Origin of the sequence: Streptomyces resistomycificus, assembly GCF_001514265.1 — a bacterium.
Taxonomy (GTDB): domain Bacteria; phylum Actinomycetota; class Actinomycetes; order Streptomycetales; family Streptomycetaceae; genus Streptomyces; species Streptomyces resistomycificus.
The window spans coordinates 493,047-511,181 of the sequence record NZ_KQ948990.1 but is presented as its reverse complement, the minus strand read 5'-3'; the positions used below and the strand labels follow the sequence as shown (position 1 = coordinate 511,181).

General features: G+C 72.5%; 19 protein-coding genes. 14 read left to right on the top strand and 5 right to left on the bottom strand.

Annotated elements, in window-relative coordinates; translation table 11 throughout:
• Nucleotides 1–2 precede the first annotated feature (2 nt).
• The 11 genes from AQJ84_RS12430 to AQJ84_RS12380 all read left to right on the top strand — a co-directional run bounded on the left by AQJ84_RS12430 (nucleotide 3) and on the right by AQJ84_RS12380 (nucleotide 9,292).
• The gene (locus AQJ84_RS12430; RefSeq protein WP_051870139.1) at nucleotides 3–1,046 is read left to right on the top strand and encodes a class I SAM-dependent methyltransferase; all 1,044 of its coding nucleotides are present in this window, start codon (nucleotides 3–5) and stop codon (nucleotides 1,044–1,046) included.
• A gap of 2 nt (nucleotides 1,047–1,048) precedes the next feature.
• Nucleotides 1,049–2,335, top strand: a complete 1,287-nt coding sequence (locus AQJ84_RS12425; protein ID WP_030043016.1) for a beta-ketoacyl-[acyl-carrier-protein] synthase family protein — start codon at nucleotides 1,049–1,051, stop codon at nucleotides 2,333–2,335.
• Nucleotides 2,332–3,570, top strand: coding sequence for a beta-ketoacyl-[acyl-carrier-protein] synthase family protein (locus tag AQJ84_RS12420; RefSeq protein ID WP_030043017.1), 1,239 nt, complete (start codon nucleotides 2,332–2,334; stop codon nucleotides 3,568–3,570). Before AQJ84_RS12425 ends, AQJ84_RS12420 begins: the two co-directional genes overlap by 4 nt.
• Complete coding sequence (gene acpS, locus AQJ84_RS12415; RefSeq protein ID WP_051870140.1) at nucleotides 3,549–3,977, top strand: holo-ACP synthase; 429 nt, start codon at nucleotides 3,549–3,551, stop codon at nucleotides 3,975–3,977. Before AQJ84_RS12420 ends, acpS begins: the two co-directional genes overlap by 22 nt.
• Before the next feature lie 44 nt (nucleotides 3,978–4,021).
• Complete coding sequence (locus AQJ84_RS12410; protein ID WP_030043019.1) at nucleotides 4,022–4,273, top strand: acyl carrier protein; 252 nt, start codon at nucleotides 4,022–4,024, stop codon at nucleotides 4,271–4,273.
• A 4-nt stretch (nucleotides 4,274–4,277) separates the two neighbouring features.
• Complete coding sequence (locus AQJ84_RS12405; RefSeq protein WP_030043020.1) at nucleotides 4,278–4,730, top strand: SRPBCC family protein; 453 nt, start codon at nucleotides 4,278–4,280, stop codon at nucleotides 4,728–4,730.
• Between the two features lie 70 nt (nucleotides 4,731–4,800).
• The gene (locus AQJ84_RS12400; RefSeq protein WP_030043021.1) at nucleotides 4,801–5,808 is read left to right on the top strand and encodes a carbohydrate kinase family protein; all 1,008 of its coding nucleotides are present in this window, start codon (nucleotides 4,801–4,803) and stop codon (nucleotides 5,806–5,808) included.
• A gap of 53 nt (nucleotides 5,809–5,861) precedes the next feature.
• Complete coding sequence (locus tag AQJ84_RS12395) at nucleotides 5,862–6,446, top strand: methyltransferase family protein (protein ID WP_063753160.1); 585 nt, start codon at nucleotides 5,862–5,864, stop codon at nucleotides 6,444–6,446.
• 2 nt (nucleotides 6,447–6,448) lie between these two features.
• Nucleotides 6,449–7,279, top strand: coding sequence for a cyclase family protein (locus AQJ84_RS12390; protein ID WP_053190552.1), 831 nt, complete (start codon nucleotides 6,449–6,451; stop codon nucleotides 7,277–7,279).
• Between the two features lie 110 nt (nucleotides 7,280–7,389).
• Nucleotides 7,390–8,667, top strand: a complete 1,278-nt coding sequence (locus tag AQJ84_RS12385) for an acyltransferase domain-containing protein (RefSeq protein ID WP_053190554.1) — start codon at nucleotides 7,390–7,392, stop codon at nucleotides 8,665–8,667.
• Nucleotides 8,668–8,698: 31 nt separating this feature from the next.
• On the top strand, nucleotides 8,699–9,292 hold the full coding sequence (locus tag AQJ84_RS12380) for a TetR/AcrR family transcriptional regulator (RefSeq protein WP_030043026.1): 594 nt from the start codon (nucleotides 8,699–8,701) through the stop codon (nucleotides 9,290–9,292).
• Between the two features lie 10 nt (nucleotides 9,293–9,302).
• Here AQJ84_RS12380 and AQJ84_RS12375 read toward each other — a convergent pair whose 3' ends face one another.
• The 3 genes from AQJ84_RS12375 to AQJ84_RS12365 form a co-directional block, all read right to left on the bottom strand.
• Nucleotides 9,303–10,502, bottom strand: coding sequence for an FAD-dependent oxidoreductase (locus AQJ84_RS12375; RefSeq protein WP_030043027.1), 1,200 nt, complete (start codon nucleotides 10,500–10,502; stop codon nucleotides 9,303–9,305).
• A 38-nt stretch (nucleotides 10,503–10,540) separates the two neighbouring features.
• The gene (locus AQJ84_RS12370; RefSeq protein ID WP_053190557.1) at nucleotides 10,541–12,088 is read right to left on the bottom strand and encodes an MFS transporter; all 1,548 of its coding nucleotides are present in this window, start codon (nucleotides 12,086–12,088) and stop codon (nucleotides 10,541–10,543) included.
• Between the two features lie 99 nt (nucleotides 12,089–12,187).
• Nucleotides 12,188–12,853 carry a LuxR C-terminal-related transcriptional regulator gene (locus tag AQJ84_RS12365; protein ID WP_030043029.1) on the bottom strand — a complete coding sequence of 222 codons (666 nt, stop codon included), beginning with the start codon at nucleotides 12,851–12,853 and terminating at the stop codon, nucleotides 12,188–12,190.
• A gap of 502 nt (nucleotides 12,854–13,355) precedes the next feature.
• Here AQJ84_RS12365 and AQJ84_RS12360 point away from each other — a divergent pair.
• From AQJ84_RS12360 to AQJ84_RS12350, 3 genes are all read left to right on the top strand, one after another.
• Nucleotides 13,356–13,832, top strand: a complete 477-nt coding sequence (locus AQJ84_RS12360; protein WP_030043030.1) for a hypothetical protein — start codon at nucleotides 13,356–13,358, stop codon at nucleotides 13,830–13,832.
• A 234-nt stretch (nucleotides 13,833–14,066) separates the two neighbouring features.
• A complete protein-coding gene (locus AQJ84_RS12355; RefSeq protein ID WP_030043031.1) occupies nucleotides 14,067–15,395 on the top strand; it encodes a beta-xylosidase in 1,329 nt (442 codons plus the stop codon).
• Nucleotides 15,396–15,466: 71 nt separating this feature from the next.
• Nucleotides 15,467–16,489 carry a WxL protein peptidoglycan domain-containing protein gene (locus AQJ84_RS12350; RefSeq protein WP_037803801.1) on the top strand — a complete coding sequence of 341 codons (1,023 nt, stop codon included), beginning with the start codon at nucleotides 15,467–15,469 and terminating at the stop codon, nucleotides 16,487–16,489.
• Here the strand turns inward: AQJ84_RS12350 and AQJ84_RS12345 are convergent.
• The gene (locus AQJ84_RS12345; protein ID WP_030043033.1) at nucleotides 16,383–16,721 is read right to left on the bottom strand and encodes a P-II family nitrogen regulator; all 339 of its coding nucleotides are present in this window, start codon (nucleotides 16,719–16,721) and stop codon (nucleotides 16,383–16,385) included. The two genes, AQJ84_RS12350 and AQJ84_RS12345, sit on opposite strands and share 107 nt — an antisense overlap.
• Nucleotides 16,718–18,037, bottom strand: coding sequence for an ammonium transporter (locus tag AQJ84_RS12340; protein ID WP_030043034.1), 1,320 nt, complete (start codon nucleotides 18,035–18,037; stop codon nucleotides 16,718–16,720). The genes AQJ84_RS12345 and AQJ84_RS12340 overlap by 4 nt, the downstream gene beginning before the upstream one ends.
• Nucleotides 18,038–18,135: the final 98 nt, after the last annotated feature.

Sequence of the window (18,135 nt, the reverse complement as noted above, 5' to 3'; positions counted from 1 at the left end):
CAATGACGGACACCCCGGTGCGGGCCGCGCCGCCCGCCTCCCCCGCAGCGGCCCTCGCCCGCTACACGACCGCCCCCGACCCGGGCCCGCTGCTCGCCCTCAACTTCGGCTTCGCCAGGGCCAGAGCCCTCGGTACGGCCCTGGAACTGGGCGTCTTCACCGCGCTGGCACGGCGCCCACGCGGCACCGAGGACCTCGCCGCCGCCCTCGGCTGCGACCCCCGGGCCCTGGGCGACCTGCTGGCCGTCCTCACCGAGTTCGGACTGCTCACCGGTGACGGGCAGGGTCTGACCGAGCTCTCCCGCGCCTACCTCGTCGAGGGCGAACCCACCTACCTGGGCGACCACTTCGCCGAGGTGCTCGGCCAGTGGGACCGGTGGAGCGCGCTGACCCCGGTCACCCGCTCCGGCGACCGCTCCGGGGACTTCGGCGCCCCCGCCGCGCGCGGCCGCCACCCCGGACTGTTCGGCGGCGGTTTCCCGCTCGCCGTCCGGGTCGCCTTCGCGGCCGTCGAGGCCCTGGGGCTGCGCCGGGCGGGCCGGGTGCTGGACCTGGCCTGCGGGGGCGGCGAGTGGGGCATCGCCCTGGCCGCCGCCGATCCGCGGGCCGAGGTGACCGCGCACGACGATCCGGTGCTGCTCGGGTCGGCCCGCGCGCGGGCGGCGGAGTTCGGGGTGGCCGACAGGTTCCGGTTCGTGTCCGCCGACTTCGCCGCTCCGCCGTTCGCCGACGCCGGTTTCGACACCGTGGTGCTGGCGCACGCGGGCCGCTTCGCCGGGCCCACGGCCACGGCCCGGCTGGTGCGGGAGTGCGCCCGGCAGCTCCGCCCCGGCGGCACCCTGCTGGTGGCCGACGTGATGCGGCCGGAGCCGGGGCGGCCCGCGCTGAGCCGGCCGATGCTCGGGCTCAGCCTTCTGGTCAACACCGCGGACGGGGCCGTACTCGCCGCGCAGGACTACCGCGCCCTCATGGAGGACGCCGGTGTGACGGCGAAGGAATGCGTAACGCGCGGGCTGGTGACGGCCCAGACAGGGAAAAGGCGGTAACCATGCGAGAAGTGGTCGTCACCGGGCTAGGCGTGATCAGCCCGGCGGGAATCGGGAAAGAAGCCTTCTGGGACACGGTCTCGGCGGGAAAAAGCGTCACGAAATCCCTTTCCGACATCACGAGTTCCTCCCTTTTCAAGTCCTTCGAATTCGCCTCCGACGCGATAGCCGAGGTCCCCGGATTCGAGGAGCAGATACCTTCGCTGCCACCGGAGGTGCAACGCCTCGACCGGTACGTGCAGTTCGCGGTCGCGGCCGCACTGCAGGCCGTCCGTGACGCGGGGCTCCAGGACGGCGGCCACGACGCCGAGCGCACCGGGATCTCCCTGTCCACGGCGATCTGCGGCACGCCCAGGATGGAGGAGGAGTTCCTCGCCGTCACCGACGAGGGCCGGAGGCCCATCGACCCGGCCAAGGCGGGCCGCGACCTGTATCTCGCGGCCATGTCGAACACGCCCGGGACCGTCCTGTCGGCCCTGCTCGGTGCCCAGGGCCCCTGCGTCACCCTCTCCACGGGCTGCATCGGCGGCATCGACGCGGTCGGCCACGCCTACGAGTCGATCGCCCACGGCGACGCCGACGTCATGATCGCGGGTGCCAGCGAGGCCCCCATCACCCCGGTGACCGTGGCCTCCTTCGAGATCATCAACTGCCTCTCCCGCGCCCACCGGGGCCACCCCGAGGCCGCCTCGCGCCCCTACGACGCGGACCGCGACGGCTTCGTCCTCGGCGAGGGCTGCGGCATCGTCGTCCTGGAGGAGAAGGAACACGCGCTGCGCCGCGGCGCCACCCCCTACCTCCAGATCAGCGGCTTCTCGCACACGTCCAACGCCATCCACATGACCGACCTGCTGTCCGACGGCGAGGACCTGACCCGGGCGATGAGCCAGGCCATCGAGGTCTCCGGGGTGGCGCCCGGCGCGATCGACCACGTCAGCTCGCACGGCAGCTCCACCCGGCAGAACGACACCTGCGAGACCAGCGCCCTCAAGCTGGCGCTCGGCGAGCGCGCCCGGGAGATCCCGGTGAACTCGGCGAAGTCCATGCTCGGCCATGCCCTGGCCGCCGCCAGCGCCATGGAGATCGTGCTGTGCGCCCTGGCCGGCCGGCACTCCTTCGTGCACCCCACGGCCAACTACGAGACGCCCGACCCCACCTGCGACCTCGACTACGTGCCGGGCACCGGCCGTCCCTGGGACGGCGAGGTCATCCTCAAGGACGCCAGCGGCTTCGCGGGCCTGCACGCCGCGATGGTCGCCCGGACCGTCCGGGACGGGGGCCGGTCATGAGCATCGTCATCACCGGCATCGGTGCGGTCACCCCGGCGGGCGACGGCGTCGAACCCCTGTGGAACAGCGCCCGCGAGGGCACCTCGCACCTCGCCACGATCGACCGCTTCGACGCCGGGGACTACGCCTGCCCCGTCGCCGGCCAGGCCGACTTCGACGCCGACGCCGAGCTGCCCTCCCGCTTCGTCAAGCGCACCGACCGCTTCACCCACCTCGCCGTGCACACCGTGCGCCGGGCCCTGGCGGACGCCGGGGTCGCCGTCGGCACCGACGTCAGCCCGGAGCGCACCGGCGTCATGGTCGGCAACATCCTCGGCGGCTGGGAGTTCGCCGAGCGCGAGCTGCGCAAGCTGTGGACCGACGGCCCCCGCGCGGTCAGCCCGTACCAGGCCACCGCCTGGTTCCCGGCGGCCCCGCAGGGCAACATCTGCATCGATCAGGGCATCAAGGGCCCGGCCCGCACGTTCGTCGCCGACCGGGCCAGCGGTGCCTACGCGCTGATCGGCGCCGCCGAGACCCTGCTGCGCGGCCGGGCGGACGTCGTCCTCGCGGGTGGGGTGGAGGCCCCGCTGTCGCCGTACGGCTGGCTGTGCCTGGAGACCAGCGGGCTGGTCGCCAAGGCCCGCGGCTCCCTCGCCCCGCACGAGCTGTACCGGCCCTTCGACGCCGGGCACGGCGGCAGCGTCTTCGCCGAGGGCTCGGTGTTCCTGGTGATGGAGCGCCGTGAGCACGCCGAGCGGCGCGGCGCCCGCGTCCTCGGCGAACTCGCCGGCTGGGGCGTCAGCACCGACGGCTACATGCCGTACTACACGGTCGAGCCGACCGGCCGGGTGCTGGGCCGGGCCATGCGCACCGCCACCGAGCGCGCCGGGATCTCCGACGGCGACCTGGGCGCGGTCTTCGCACACGGCTCCGGCATCCCCTTCGAGGACGTCACCGAGGGCTACGGCCTCTGGGAGGCGTTCGGGCCGGGTGCGGCCCGCGTGCCCGTCACCGCACCCAAGTCGGGCTTCGGGCATCTGCTCGGCGCGGCCGCCCCGGCCGACGTGGCGCTCGCCCTGCGGGCCATGGCGGCGGGCTCGGTGCCGCCCACCGTGAACCTCGACCGGCAGGCGCCGGGCATCGAGCTGGACATCGTGCGGGGCGCGGCACGGCCGGCCCCGGAGTGGGAGCACACGCTGGTCGTGTCCCGAGGACTGGGAGGTGTCAACGCATGTCTGCTGCTGAGGCGTTGATCGCGGAAGCCCTGCTGAACGCCCCCGCGACGGTCCGCGGGGTCGGCATCGACGTCGTGGACGTCCAGCGACTGCGGGCCATGCTCGAACGCCGTGGACGGCCGCTGTACGACCGGCTGTTCACGCCCGCCGAACTGGTCCTGTGCGAGGGCGGCTCGCCGCGCCACCGGGCCAACCGCCTGGCCGGCCGGATCGCCGCCAAGGAGGCCGTCCGCAAGTCCCTCGGCGCGCACGGACAGGGCTGCGGGTGGCTGGACGTCGAGATCGGCCGCGCCGAGTCCGGGCAGCCGCTGCCGCGGGTGTCCGGGCGGGCCGAGGAGGCCTTCCGGCGGGCCTCGTTCACCGGACTGCACCTGAGCATCACGCACGAGGCGGGGCTCGCCCTGGCGATCGCCCTCGCCGTCTAGACGACCCGGACCATACGAATCAGGAGACGGAGGACGTGGGAGCCATGGACGTACGAGAGCAGGTGTTCGCCGTGATGCGCGGCGTCGGGTTCGACGGGGACGAACTGGCGGACGGCAAGCGGCTGGCCGAGGACCTCGACATCGACTCGACCGAGTTGGTGGAGATCGTCGTCGCCCTGGAGCAGCACTTCGACATCACCGTCGACGCGGACGCCGAGGGCGGCTTCACCACCGTCGGCGACCTGGTGGGCTGTGTCGGACGGCTGCTGTCCGCCGGCAGCGCCGCCAGGGGGTGACGGGATGCCGCGGATCGAGAACAGCATCGTGATCGGGGCCGACCCCCGGCTTGTGTTCGACGTCACCAACGACATCGCCCGCTGGTCGGAGATCTTCGACGAGTACAGCCACGCCAAGGTCCTCTCCGAGGAACGCGACGGCCGCTGGACGGAGATCGTGTTCGAGCTGACCAACGAGGAGGGGGCCGGCTGGCGATCCTGGCGGATCCTGGACCACCGCGAGCTCGTGGCGGTCGCCGAACGCCGCGATCCCCTCTACCCGTTCGCCTACATGCACCTGCGGTGGAGCTACCAGGAGGTTCCCGAGGGGACGTTGATGACCTGGATCCAGGACTTCGAGCTCGACGACCGGTTCGAGGTCCCGCTCGCGACGGTCCTGGAGCGGATGAACACGCACACCCGGCACAACCAGGCCGGCATCAAGCAGAAGATCGAGTCGGGAGCCGTGCGGCCGTGACCCGGCGGGCCGCCGGTCTCCGGCCGCCCGCACCTCCCGCCGCGACACCCCTGTGTCTGGAGGCACCTCGGTGCGTATCGCCGTCACCGGGTCCATCGCCATGGACCACCTCATGTCCTTCCCCGGCCGGTTCGCCGAGCAGCTCGTCGCCGACCGACTGCACAGCGTCTCCCTGTCGTTCCTGTCCGACCGGCTGGAGATACGACGTGGCGGCGTCGCCGCCAACATCGCCTACGGCCTCGGTCGGCTCGGGATGTCCCCGGTGCTGGTCGGCGCGGCGGGGGCGGACTTCTTCGACTACCAGGTCTGGCTGGGGCAGCACGGCGTCGACACCGACTCCGTTCTGGTCGTGCCGGGCGAGCACACGGCACGCTTCGTGTGCACCACCGACGCGGACCACAACCAGATCGCCACGTTCCACGCGGGCGCGATGCGGGCGGCGTACACCATCGCCCTGCGGGACGTCCGGGCCCGGGTCGGGGAGCTCGGCCTGGTGGTCGTGTCGCCCAACGACCCCGCGGCGATGCTGCGGCACACCGAGGAGTGCCGCGGCGCCGGGCTTCCGTTCGTCGCCGACCCCTCCCAGCAACTCGCCCGCATGGACCGGGCCGACGTCCGGTTCCTGCTGAGTCAGGCCCGCTGGCTGTTCACCAACGAGTACGAGGCCGCGCTGCTCCAGGAGTGCACGGGCTGGGGCGCGGCGCGCGTCCTGGACCGGGTTGGCACCTGGGTGACCACGCTCGGCGCGGGCGGCGTACGCCTCGAGCGCGCCGGCCACGATCCGCTCGTCGTTCCCGCGGTACCCGGAGTCCCGGTGGCCGATCCGACGGGTGCGGGGGACGCGCTGCGGGCGGGCATGCTCGCCGCCCTCGCGCTCGGCGTACCGGCCGAGCCGGCGGCCCGCCTCGGCTGCGCCCTCGCGTCCTTCGCCCTGGAGTCGGTCGGCACCCAGACCTACGCGCCCGGCGACCGGGCGGTGGCGGGCCGGGTGCGCGAGGTCTACGGCGAGCGGGCCCTGGCGGAACTGGCACCGGTGCCGGGCCTCACGGCCGTGACCCAGAAGGCGAGGCTGTCGTGAGCGGCCGCGGTGGTGAGCCCGGTGTGAGGCGCGGGGGTGACGGTGAGGCCGGTGTGAGGCGCGAGGGGGGCGGCGAGGCCGGCGTGGACCGTGGTCGTCGTCTTCGCGCCGGTCCGCTGCTGATTCCCCTCACCGTCGCCGGGATCGTGCCCGGCGTGCTGGGGCTGTGGCTGCCCGGCCCGCGACCGCCCCTGGCCCGCTGGCTGTCGCTGCCCGCCGGAGTCGTCCTCGTCCTCCTCGGCGCGTGGATGACCGCGGACGCCGTGGACCGGGTCTACCTGCGCCAGCCGACCCCGCTGGGCGACCGCCCGCCCCGGTATCTCGTGCGGTCCGGCTGGTACGCGGTGGTCCGCAACCCCATGGCCGCCGGGATGACCCTCGTCCTGGCCGGCGAGACCCTGCTGTGGTCCGCGCCGGGCATCGCCCTGTGGGCGGCGTTCGTGCTGGCCGTGTCCTGGACGACCGGCCGCCGGGTCGAGGAGCCGGGACTGGCAGCGACCTTCGGCGCCGAGTACGACGCCTACCGGCGTGCCGTGCCCGCGTGGATCCCCGGCACCGCGGCGGGCCCGGGGCGCCGGGGCGTGCGGAAGCAGCCGAGAGCGAGCCTCCGGCGGCGGCCGGAACCGACCGAGGAGTAGCCGTGTTCGTCGATCTGAGCATCCCCGTCAGCCGCCGCGCCCCCGGCGTCGAGTTCGAGCAGTGGCTCCACCGGGACGGCATCCGCCATCTCTCCCGCCGCATCCGGGCGTTGCCGGGGGACAGCCGCCGGGACCGGTTCGTCAACCACCTGCGCTGGCTGACCGGCAGCCGCCGGCTGCGCGAGCAGGACCTGCCCGACGGCTGCTTCATGTCCAACGAGTTCTACCGGATGTCCGTCCACCAGGGCACCCACGTCGACGCGCCCTTCCACTACGGCCCGGAGTGCGAGGGTCGCCCCGCGAAGAAGGTCATGGACCTGCCCCTGGAGTGGTTCCACGGCCCCGGTGTCGTCCTCGACGTGCGCGGCTGCGGGGGCCGGGTGACGGCCGCCGACGTCAAGGACGCGTTGCGCGCGGCCGGCCCGGAGGTCGGCCCCGGCTGGGTGGTGCTGTTCCGCACCGACTCCGACCTGCGGCTCGGCACACCGGCGTACTACACCGAGTCCACGGCGATCACCCCCGAGGCCGTCGACCTGCTCCTGGACCTCGGCGTGAAGGTGCTCGGCACGGACTGCTGGAGCTTCGACGGGCCGGCCCGCCGGATGGTCGAGGACTTCTTCGCGACGGGCGACTCCGGCGCCCTGTGGCCCACCCATCTGCACGGCAGGCGACGGGAGTTCGTCCAGATCGAGGGGCTGGCCCGGCTGCGGGCGCTGCCGGACGGCCCGTTCACGTTCATGGCGTTCCCCGTAGCCCTCGCCGACGCGGGGGCGGCCTGGTGCCGGGCGGTGGCGCGTACCGGGTTCCAGGAGTCCGGTCCCGCCCCAAGGTGACCGGGTTCCAGGAGTCCGGTCCCGCCCCAAGGTGACCGGGTTCCAGGAGTCCGGTCCCGCCCCACAGTGACCGGCCTCCGGCCCGCCTCCCCAGCGAAAGGCCTCCCGCCATGGCGTACGACGCCCGCACCACCCACCTCCTCACCCTCTCCGCCGACACCTCTCACGCCCTCGACGAAGTCGCCCGCGACACCGCCGCCCGGCTCGCCCGGCTCGGCGGGGCCTCACCGGCCGCGTGGTGCGCCGAGGCCGCCGGAGGGCCGCATTCCGGCCAACGGATGGGCGTGGTGGGCCGCACGGCGGGTGAGATGGCCGACCGGATCGGCGCCCACCTGGCGGGCGAGCCGGTCCGGGAGGTGTCCGTCGGGCACGCGGACCCGGCTCGCCGGCCGCCGGTCGCCTTCCTGTTCAGCGGTCAGGGGGCGCAGTACGCCGGGATGGGCCGGGGTCTGCACCGCACCGAACCCGTCTTCCGGGCCGCCTTCGACCGGTGCGCGGAGGCGGCCCGGCCGTTCACCGCCGTTCCCCTGCAGGACCTGCTCGACCCCGGCGCGGGGCCGGCCGTGGTGCACCGCCTCGCCCACGCGGCCCTCGGCACGTTCTGCGTGAACTACGCGCTGGCCGAGCTGTGGCGCAGCTGGGGGGTGGAACCCGCGGCGGTGCTCGGCTTCAGTTCGGGCGAGTACGCGGCCACCTGCTGGGCCGGGGTCCTCGACCCGGAGGACGCGGTGCTGCTGCTGGGCACGCAGGTCACCCTGGCCGAGCGGGTCACGGACGGCGCGATGGCGGTGGTCGGCCTGGGGGAGGAGGCCGCGCTGGAACTCCTCGCGGAGACCGGGCCGTCGGTCGGGCTCGCGGCGGTCATCTCCCCGGGCGAGGTGTCCCTGTCGGGCCGGAAAGCGGAGCTCGCCCGACTGGTCGACCGCCTCACGGCCTCCGGTGTCCGTACCAGCGCTCTGCCGGTGTCGTCGGGTCTGCACTCCCCGCTCCAGGAACCGGCGGCGGACGAACTGCGGGCCGTGGCCGCGGGGATCCGCACGCGTCCGCCCCGCATCCCCCTCGTGTCCACGGTCACCGGCGCCGGGGTCAAGGGCCCGCCTGCCCCCGAGCACTGGGTCCGGCACCTGAGCGGCCCGGTGCGGTTCCTAAACGCCGTCCGCGTCCTGGACGAACTCGGTGTCCGCGCCCATGTGGAGGCCGGGCCCGGCCGGGCGCTGGTCGGGCTCGGGGCCCGCTGTCTGCCGGGGGAGGGGCGGCTGTGGCTGGCCTCGCTCGGCCGGAGCACGGACGGCACCGGGCCCATGCTCATGGCGCTGGGGCGGTTGCACACGGCGGGTGTTCCGGTGGGCTGGAGCGGGGTTTACCCAGGGTCCCGTTCCGCCGTATAGGCCCTCCTCGGCCGTCCCTATACTGGGCGCAATGGTTGAACAAGATATCGCCCGGTCCGCTCCGGGGCGCCCGCGCAGTGCCGAAGTGTCCAGGGGAATCAATCTGGCCGCTCTCGCCCTGCTGCGGGAACGCGGCCCGCAGGGGGTCACGGTCGAGGCGGTGGCCCAGTATTCGGGTTCCGCGAAGACCACCATCTACCGCCGGTACAAGAACCGCTATGAACTTCTGAGGTCCTCGCTCGCTTTCGTCGAGGACATCCCCGAGCCGTCCCCCGGCCTTCCGGTGCGGGAACGGCTGGTCTATTTGCTCACGCAATTCCGACATGGTCTGGAAGAGGTCGTCGGCCTCCGGGCCCTGGTCGCCCTGCTGCACGGCGACGAGGACCCGGAGTTCACCCAGGTGTTCCGCGAGACCATTCTGGGGCCGCGGCTGGAGGTCATCTTCCAGACGCTCCGGTCCGGCGTGGAGAGCGGTGAGCTGAGGGCGGACGCCGACTACGAGACGGTGGTCAGCATGCTGGCCGGTTCCTTCATCGCCCGGTTCGCCGTCCGGGGCGCGCCGCCGCCGGCAGACTGGGCGGACGCGGTGGTCGACACCATCTGGCCGGCGATCCGGGCCGCCTGAGAGCGGCCCCTCAGGACACGTGCTCAGGACGCAGCCCCACACCGATGAACTGCGCCGTCCACCGGTTCAGGGACGGGAAGCGCCGCACCAGCCGGGCCGCGAACGGCCGCTCCACCACCGACCCGCGGTCCTTCGGATACAGGTCGGCCAGCATGTGCACCTGCGCCAACTGCACGGCCCGTACCGGCAGTTCGCGCCGCCGCTGGACCCGGCGCAGCTCCTGCGGGGTCGGCGTACGTCCGGTGCGCAGCACCGGCCCGAGCATCCGCGCGGCCGCCACCGCGTCCTGCACGGCGAGGTTGATGCCGACTCCGCCGGCCGGGGACATGGCGTGCGCCGCGTCTCCGACGCACAGCAGGCCGGGCCGATACCAGGTGCGCAACCGGTCGACCCGGACGCCGAGGAGCTTCACGTCGTCCCAGTCCCGGATCTCCCGCTCGACGCGCTCGGCGAACGGCGGGTGCACCGAGGACACGTCGGCCCTGAGGCGGCCGAGGCCCTCCGCCCGTACGGCGTCGTACTGGCCCTGCGGGATGACGTACGCGACCTGCCAGTAGGCGCCCCGGTCGATGGTGATCAGCACGAAGCCCTGTCCGGTGTGCAGGAAGGTCATGGTCTCGCCGGGTTCGCGCTCGAGCCGGAACCACAGCACGTCCATGGGCGCCGCGCTCGCCGCCACCCGCAGTCCTACGGCCTTGCGCATGGTCGAGTGGCGGCCGTCCGCGGCGATCACCAGGTCGGACCGGATCTCCAGCGGCCCCTCCGGGGTGTCCGCGCGCACTCCGCACACCCGGTCGCCCTCGCGGATCACGGTGGTGCCCTCGGTCTTCTGCAGCAGCCGGAAGCCGGGCAGTTCCCCGGCCTTGCGGGCCAGGAAGTCCAGGACGTCCCACTGCGGCATGAACGCGATGTACGGGTAGCGGCTGCGGATCTTGGAGAAGTCGGCGAACGTGGTCGGCCCCGCGGCCGTGCTCACGGTGATGTCGGTGACCTTGGTGTGCGGGATCTGCAGGAACTCCTCCAACAGCCCCAGTTCGTCGATGACCTGGAGGGTCGAGGGGTGCACGGTGTCGCCGCGGAAGTCCCGCAGGAAGTCGCCGTGCTTCTCGACGACGGTGACCTCCACGCCCTGCCGGGCGAGCAGCAGTCCTGCCATCATCCCGGCGGGGCCGCCGCCGACGACGACGCACTGGGCGGTCTCGGTCTTCATGGATCGCTCCTGGGGGTTGCGTGCGGGGCCGGCGCGGGTCAGTGCCCGGCGGCGATCGGCAGGGGTTGGCCGTCGGGCCCGGTGCCGGAGAGGTCGCGGCTGCGAATGAGCGGGATGACGGCGAGCGCGCCCACGAAGGCCACCACCGCCGCCACCGTCAGGATCGAGTTCAGCCCGTCGACGAACGCGGAGTGCGCCGCCTCGGTGAAGATCCCCCGCTGCTCGGGCGGGAGTCCGGCGAGGGCGGGACCCATCTGTCCGGAGGAGACGGCGTGGCCGAGCTCTCCCGCCCGCTCCTGGAGCGGGGTGCCGGCGAGGGCGTCGTGCACCGCGTCGCGCACCCGGTCGGCGAAGACCGCGCCCAGGGCGGCGATGCCGACGGCGATGCCCAGGGAGCGGCAGGTGTTGCTCAGCCCCGAGGCCACCCCGACCCGGGCCGGTTCGACCGCGCCCATGGCGGCGGCGACCACGTTCGGGTTGACCAGTCCGACGCCGAGCCCGGTCACCAACTGCCCGGCGAGCAGGGCGGTCCAGTCGTCCGACGCGCTGAGGTCGCCCATCAGCAGCAGTCCGAGCCCGACGCAGGCCAGGCCCGCGGAGACCAGCCAGCGGGCCGGCAGCACGGTGCCCACCCGGGCGGCGATCGCGGAGGCGACGAAGATGGAGAGGGTCAGCGGCAGCAGCCGCAGTCCGGCCGCCAGCGGTTCGTGCCCGAGGACCGTCTGCAGGTACAGCGTCAGGTACAGCAGCAGCGCGAACGCCGTGGAGCTCATGGCCAGGACGCCGATGGCGGCACCCGTGGTGGTGATCTTGCGGAACAGGGCGCCGGGGAGCATGGGGTCGCGCCGGGCGCGCTCGACCAGCACGAACGCGGTCATCGACACGGCCGACAGGACGAAGCCGCTGACCACCGGGGCGCTGCCCCAGCCCTCCTCGTTGGCCCGCAGCAGGGCGAAGGACAGGGCGCCGAGCGCGGTGCCGAAGGTGAGGAAGCCGGGCCAGTCGATCCGCCCGGCGCTCTCGGCCCGGGACTCGGCGACGCGCAGCGCGGTGGCGATCAGGGCGAGGACCCCGACGGGCAGGTTGACCAGGAAGATCCACCGCCAGCCGGCCGCCTCGACCAGGACCCCGCCGGCCAGCGGTCCCACGGCGAGCGCGGCCCCGCTGACGGCGCCCCAGACCGCGAGGGCGACATGCCGGTCGCGGTGGTCGGGGTAGGCGGCGGCGAGCAGTGCCAGCGAGGTCGCGAGCAGGGCGGCGCCGCCCACCCCCTGCAGCACCCGGGCCGCGATGAGAGTGAGCGGGTCCTGGGCGATGCCGCACAGCAGTGAGGCGAGCGTGAAGACCGCCATGCCCCAGGAGAAGACCGCCCGTCGGCCGAACCGGTCGGCGAGGGAGCCCGCGGTGAGCAGCACGGCCGACAGCGCCACGGCGTAGGCCGCAACCACCCACTGCAGGTCCGTGAGGGTGGCGTCCAGGGCCTCCTCGATGTCGGGCAGCGCGATGTTCACGATCGTGACGTCGAGCAGCAGCATGAAGCTGCCCACCGACACCACGGTCAGCGTCCACCACCGGTTGGGCGCCATGCCCCCTCCTCGGTTCGTTTCGTGCGCAACCATTCAAATACGCTACGAGGAGCGTATCGTATTTGCCGAGGAGGGGACAGGGTGCCCCGACGGGGCAGGTCAGAGCTCCGCGACCGGCTCCGGCCGGCGGTTCAGGGAGCGCTTGGCGTACAGCGCGGTCTGTACGCGGTTCTGGGTGCCGAGCTTGGCGTAGATGCGGCTGAGGTAGTTGCGGACCGTCTTCGGGCTGATGCCCAGACGCTTGGCGATGCGGTGGGTGGCCTGCTCGTCGGCCACGAGGGACAGGATCTGCCGTTCGCGCTCGGTGAGCAGGGAGAGGGGGGAGCCGCCGTTGGTCGGACGCCCCGACAGCATCTCCAGCATCTGCCCCGCCGCCACGGTGGAGAGGGCGGCCCCCTCGCGGTGCACGGTGAGCAGGGTGTCGCGCAGCTCGTCCGCGCCGATGTTGCGGGAGAGATAGGCGTTGGCGCCCGCCGCGAACGCCTCGCGCATGTAGACCGGTTGCTGGTTGGTGGCGAGGACGACGATCCGTACGTGCTGGAAGTCCCGGCGGATCGCCCGGGCGACCTGCGCGGAGTCGGACCCCGCCGGACACAGGCCCATGACGACCAGGTGCGGTCGCTCCCGGCGTACCTCCTTCAGGGCCGACAGCCCGTCAGGGGCGACGGAAACGACGGAGAACTCGGAGAATCCCTCCAGTAACTTCTGAAATCCTTCGGCCACTAGCCGCTCGCTGTCCACGAGCAGGACTCGTATCGATGACATGCGATCCCTTCGTTCGCGTCAACATTCGCATGCGTGAAGAGAGTGCGCGGGTGCAGATTGTGGTGCCCCCGTTGGCGGCCCGACATCCTTCGCCGGTGAATTAGTGGGCCGCTGCCAGTCGATGCTACACGTACTCGTTGATTCGTTTCGGTCAGAATGGAGTGGATCAATCGGACGGCAACGAAGGTCGATATCGGGTTGATCCGCAGGTGAGCAGCGCGGGTGTGGGTATTTCCCGTGGACCTGCCGGTTCTTGTCACGGGACCGAAATCCGGACTTTATTGTTCCGCCCGCTGCTGTTCGGTATGCCGTCGATATGTCGGCGCGCCGAAACTGCTTAACGTGCCCTCTTTGTAGCAAGCGGGATCTGTCCGGCCGAATATCGCCCTTGCCGTCCTGTGTCCCGTGCGCATCAATGAAACCAGCAGTTCTGACGATGTGTCAGATTGCTCCCGTCCATCCCCACATGGCAGTTCCCCACTCGGGAAGGGAGCCCTATCTCATGAGAGTCAAGCGAAAAGTCACAGGTGTCGCGGTCGCGGTCGGAGCCCTCGCGCTCACCGGCCTCGCGCTGGCACCCGCGGCGGTGGCCGTCACCCCGGACACCGCCACCATCACCGCCGACTGCGGTGCCTTCGGCGGTGGCGAGGCCACGCTCACCGCCACGCAGGACGGCACCTCCGCCACGCTGACCGTCAACTCCTCGGCGATCACGGCGCCGATCGCGCTGGCCGAGGACTCGATCACGTCCACGCTCACCCTGGTGGGCGCGAGCGGCGCCACCACCGCCTTCACCGGCACGGAGAATCCGGCGATGGCCGCCGGTGACCCCGTGCGTGTCGGCCCGCTCAACGGCACCGTGGCCTCGGGCGACACCTTGGAGGCGTACGGTGGCTCGCTGCAGATGACGGTCTTCGGCATCACCATCACCTGCACGGCGGCCGCGCCGCAGTCACCGGGCCCGTTCGTCTTCGACTGAGCCGAGCCCCGCCCCCAGCCGCCTCGGAACCTAGCCGCACCGCACACCCAACCCCCCACACACACACACCAACTGAGCCGTCAGTTCCCGGTGTTGACGAGACGACATCGAAACTGACGGCCCATCAGTTTAAATGCCACGTCTCCATTGACTTCTCACGCGATCCCCACATCAATGCCCCCTGTGGGCGCAGAAGAGCCGCTGCGCCCACCCATCCCTCAGGAGGGGGCACCCATGGGACTCACCGTTCGAAGACGCCGATGGGCGGCGCTGCTCGGGGCGACCGCGCTCTCGGTGACCGTAGGCGGCACACTGGCCGTCCCGGCCGGCGCCGCGACCGCCCAGTCCGCCGACGTGGACTTCGCCACGCACTGCGTGCCGCCACCGATCGCCGGCATCCCGCCGATCGACGGCACCAGCACCGCGAACATCACGGTGGACAACGCCACACCCCAGGTCGGCGACACCGTCACCGTGACCTACACGATGGTCAAGCCAGCCGCCAACAACCCCACCGCCATCGCCCTGCCGGCCGACATCATGACGCCCACCGGCAAGGTCACCCTCGGCGGCGCCCAGACCGGCGACGTCACCGTGACGGGCCCCAAGAAGAACGACCCGGTGCCGGGCAACGGCGCCTTCCCGTCCTTCTCGATGACCGGCACCTTCACCGTCACCGCGCCCGGCGCCATCACGCTCTCGCCCGGCGACTACAACATCCACACCAGCTACATCCTGGAACTGGACACCCCCTGCACGGTGATCACCCCGCCCGCACCGGTCTCCGAGACCGTCACCGCGACGGACGGCGGCCAGACCAACACCCGTGCCATAGCGCTCGGTTCGGCCTCGGGAGCTCCCGGCGACAGCGTCACCGTCAACGGCAGCGACTTCACCCCGGGCGCGACCGTCACCCTGGCAGGACGGTCCGGCGGCACCCAGACCGCGGACACGGCCACGGTGACCGCCGACTCCTCCGGCGCCTTCAGCGGCTCGCTCGTCGTCACCGACCGGACGACCACCGGTGTCGTGGCGTACGAGGGCGGCGCCTGGGACGCGGACAAGGGCGCCGGCCCCGCCGCCTACGTCGTCGTCGACGACACGCCCGTCCCGGACGGCAGCCAGAAACTCACCACCACGGTGAAGGCGGGCACGCTGTCCATGTCCCAGGCCGGGGACGCCGTGCGGTTGTCGGCCGTCGACTTCGGCGAGGGCGGGGCGTCCGAGGGCGCCCTGCAGACCGTCACCGTCAAGGACTTCCGCGGCGGCCCCGCCGGCTGGTCCCTCACCGGCAAGGTCACCGACTTCACCGGACCGGGCGCCAAGATCGAGGCGGGCAGGCTGAGCTGGAACCCGGCCTGCGCCACCAAGGCCGGCAGCCCGAGCACCTGCCGGGCCGGCTCGTCCGGCTCCGTGGGCGTCTCGGGAGCCACCCTGGCGTCCACCCCCGACGGCACGGCCACCGGCGGCGAGTTCACCGTCGACGCCGGGCTCTCCCTGAACGTGCCGGCCTTCACACCTCCGGGCTCGTACGCCGGAGTCCTCACCCTCACGCTCACCTGACCGTACGGGCGCCCGTCTTCGCGGGTCCGCACCCGCCCGTCCGTCTCGACTCACCGTGGGGGTCCGCACCCATGCGCAAGCCGCACGCCCTGCTCCCGGCCCTCCTCCTGGCCCTGCTCCTGTCCGCCGTGGCCGCCCCCGCCCAGGCCGCGGACAACGGCAGCTGGTCCGTCTACCCGGTCTCCTCGCGGATGGCCGAGCGCCCGTACTTCTACCTCTCCGCCGACCCCGGCACGACCCTGAAGGACAAGGTGGTCGTCGCCAACAAGACCGGCGCCCCGCTGACCTTCCGCCTCTACGCGGCCGACGCCTACAACACCGCCCGGGACGGCGGCTTCGCCGTGCGGACGCCGCAGGAGAGACACCGCGGGGTGGGGGCCTGGGCGAAACCCGCGCGCACCCGTGTCACCGTCCCCGCGCACGACGAGGTCACCGTGCCCTTCACGCTCCGCGTGCCCTCGGACGCCGAACCCGGCGACCACCCGGGCGCGTTGGTGGCACTGGACGAGAGGGTCGACCGGGGCGACGGCTCGCTCGCCCTCGGCGTACAGCGGGCCGTCGGCGCCCGGGTCTACCTCCGGGTCGCCGGCCCCACACTCCCCGCGATCGCCGTCGAGGACGTCCGCGTCACCCATCACCAGCCCCTCGTCCCCGGCCTCGGTGACAGCGCGGCGACGGTCTCCTACACCCTCCACAACACGGGCAACGTCACCCTCGACCCGAAGGTGGAGCTGCGCGCGGAGGGCCTGTTCGGCCGTACGCTGCTGGCGCGCGACCTGTCGAGGATCCCCTCCGAGCTGCTGCCCGGCCAGCGGGTACGGCTCACCGAGCCCTGGCGCGACGCGCCGCAGCTGGACTGGGGCGAGGTCACCCTGACGGCGAGCGCGCGCGACACCCGCGAGTCGGCGGGCGCGTCCTTCCTCGCCCTGCCGTGGCTGATGGCGGCCGTCCTGGCCGTCGTGCTCGTGGTGGGAGCCGTACTGCTGGTCAGAGCGCGTCGGGGCCGCGCTCGCCGGTCCGCACCCGCACCACCGTCTCCACCGGCAGCGCCCACACCTTCCCGTCCCCGATCTTCCCCGTGTGCGCGGCCTTGACGATCGCGTCGATGACGGCGTCCGAGTCAGCGTCGTCGACGACGACCTCGATGCGGACCTTGGGGACCAGGTCGACCTGGTACTCGGCGCCGCGGTACACCTCGGTGTGGCCGCGCTGACGGCCGTACCCGCTGGCCTCGGTCACGGTCAGACCGTGCACGCCGAGCTCCTGCAGTGCGGTCTTGACCTCGTCGAGGCGGTACGGCTTGACGATCGCGGTGATGAGCTTCATGCCTGGGGCTTGACCTTCTGCGCGGAGGGGAGGACGGAGGCGGACACCGGGGCACCGTGGCCCAGGACGCCGTGATCGTATGCCGTCTCGGCGTGCACCGTAAGGTCCAGACCGGTGTGCTCCTGGTCCTCGCCCGCCCGCAGGCCGATCGCCTTGTCGATCAGTTTGGCGATGCCGTACGTCACGACGAACGCGTACGCCCCCACGGCGGCCACGGCCACCAGCTGCCGGCCGAGCTGGCCGAGGCCGCCGCCGTACAGGAGCCCCTCCGGCCCGCCGGTCATCGACTCGACGGCGAAGACACCGATCAGCAGGGTGCCGACGACTCCGCCGACCAGGTGGACACCGACGACGTCCAGGGAGTCGTCGTAGTTCAGCCTGAACTTCCAGCCCACGGCGTACGAGCAGAGCGTGCCGGCGGCCAGGCCGACGACCAGGGCGCCGAGCAGGGACACCGCACCGCAGGACGGCGTGATCGCGACCAGGCCCGCGACCGCGCCGGACGCCGCGCCCAGGGTCGTGGGGTGGCCGTCGCGCTTCTGCTCGACGAAGAGCCAGCCGAGCAGGCCCGTGCAGCCGGCCGCGAGGGTGTTGAGGAACGCGGCGGCGGCCAGGCCGTTGGCGCCGAGCGCGGAGCCCGCGTTGAAGCCGAACCAGCCGAACCAGAGCAGACCCGCGCCGAGCATCACCATCGGGAGGTTGTGCGGGCGCATCGCGTCCTTCTTGAACCCCAGCCGCGGGCCCAGGACCAGGCACAACGCCAGTCCGGACGCGCCGGAGGTGATCTCGACGGGCAGGCCGCCCGCGAAGTCCAGGGCGCCCAGCCGTTCGACGATCCAGCCGCCCGGGCCCCAGACCCAGTGGGTGACGGGAACGTATACGAGCAGCGCCCACACCGGCACGAACACCAGCCACGCCCCGAACCTCGTCCGGTCGGCGATCGCGCCGCTGATCAGGGCGGCGGTGATGATCGCGAAGGTGAGCTGGAAGGTGGCGAAGAGGAGGGTGGGCACGGTGCCGTGGACGCTGTCGGGGCCGAGGCCGGACATCCCGACGTGGTCGAGGCCGCCGATGAGCCCGCCGCCGACGTCGTCGCCGAAGGCGAGGGAGTAGCCGACGGCCAGCCACACCACCGTGACCAGGGCGATCGACACGAAACTCATCATCAGCATGTTGAGGACGCTCTTCGTGCGGACCATGCCGCCGTAGAAGAGGGCCAGGCCCGGGGTCATCAGCAGCACCAGGGCGGTCGCGGCGAGCAGCCAGGCGGTGTCGCCGGTGTCTATTTCTGCGGCGTGGGCGGCGGCGAGGGTCACGGTTGTCTCCAACGGTGTGGGGGCTCGTCAGAGGTTCACCGGCGTGCGTTTCCGGACGCGTACGGGTGTGTTTCCGTGACGTTTCGTTGCGTGGGGGT